This is a genomic window from Faecalicoccus pleomorphus DSM 20574 (assembly GCF_000420345.1).
Lineage (GTDB): Bacteria > Bacillota_I > Bacilli_A > Erysipelotrichales > Erysipelotrichaceae > Faecalicoccus > Faecalicoccus pleomorphus.
In genome coordinates, this window is record NZ_ATUT01000044.1 from 1 (window position 1) to 1,501 (window position 1,501).

General features: G+C 40.2%; 1 protein-coding gene. It reads right to left on the reverse strand.

Going from position 1 to position 1,501, the window contains the following annotated elements; translation table 11 throughout:
- A partial coding sequence (locus G413_RS12230) for a mucin-binding protein (protein ID WP_037614902.1) occupies window positions 1-1,501 on the reverse strand: 1,501 nt, incomplete at both ends.

Genomic DNA, 1,501 nt, shown 5'->3' on the forward strand with positions numbered 1-1,501 from the left:
GTTCGTGTGATTGATTTTTGAAGAGAAACTTGATCCACTCCATCCGGCCAATTTGACTCACTACCATCAATTGGATCTCCAGGGGTTTGTGGATTATCCGGTGTAATCGTGACATACGTATGAGGATACAACACTTTGATTTGTTTGGAATCCATAAAGACATCGACTGTTTCGCTACCTACTTTTGCTAGACTTGGTGTTCCAAAACCTCTGTCACTAAAATCCGGAGAAATGACTTCATTCCATATATTGGAGTCTGTCATCCAGGCATCGTCGGCATTTGTGGTATCTACCATATCATCCCCATTGTTATCATAGCCTAGTACTTCACCTGTCACTTTATCAATGATCACATGACGTTTAAAAGTCACGCTTTGGTTTACAGAATCGGCGATTTTATCACTTGTCAATTCATCCAAATAATCAATGGTACGAGTAATGGTCTTCGATAAAGCATTTGCTCCGGCTTCACTTGGCCAATTCGATTCACTGCCATCGATTGGTTGTCCAGGTTTCTTTGGATCCTCTGGAGTCACTGTAATGATCGCATGTTTTAGATGGACCACAACCTCTTGATCTTTAGATGAATCCGTATCAAATGCAGTTGGTAAAGTACCCTGATTTACCACTTCATATCCTTTATCGGTATAGGTTTTGATTATCGCATCGAAATCGTTTTGTGTTTTATGTAAGTTGGTTTCTGAAGCACCGCTGTCGAATGCAACTTTATCCTCTAAAGTCGTATCAGCACTGTCATCAATAATGGTATATACCACTTTTTGCATCGAACGATTATAGGTGACAGTAACAGTTTCATCACTTGTATTGGATGTCACAACCTTTTCATCGACTTTAGAAACATCAGGTGCTTCATATCCTTTCAAAGATAAATCCGGTGATGTCACTTCAGCCCAGGTATTGGAATCTGTCATCCAGGCATCGTCGGCATCTGTGGTATCGACTTGGTCATCACGATTGGTATCATACCCCAATACAGCGCCTGTTACCTTATCAATGATCACATGACGGTTAAATATCACCTTTTGCGTTACAGAATCAGCAACTTCACCCCTTGTCAATCCATCCACATAATGAATGTTTCTGGTGATGGTCTTCGTAAGTTCCTCTTTTCCTGCTTCACTTGGCCAAATTCCTTCACTGCCATCAATTCGTCCACCCGGTGTCTGTGGATTGTCCGGTGTCACTGTAATCGTTGGATGTTTTAGATGAATGGTAATTACTTGATCGATTGATTTGTCTGTATCAAATGCACTCGGTACTTCATCTTGAGAAACTACTTCATAGCCTTTATTCGTATAGACTTTGACAATGGTGTCTAAATCAGCCTTCTTTTTAGATAATTTGCTGCCCGAAAGTCCATGATCAAATTCCACTTTATCTTTCAATGTTTTCTTAGCCGTATCATCGATAATCGTATAAACCACCTTTTGTGTGGAACGATTATAGGTAACTGTAACGGTTTCATCACTTGTATTGGATG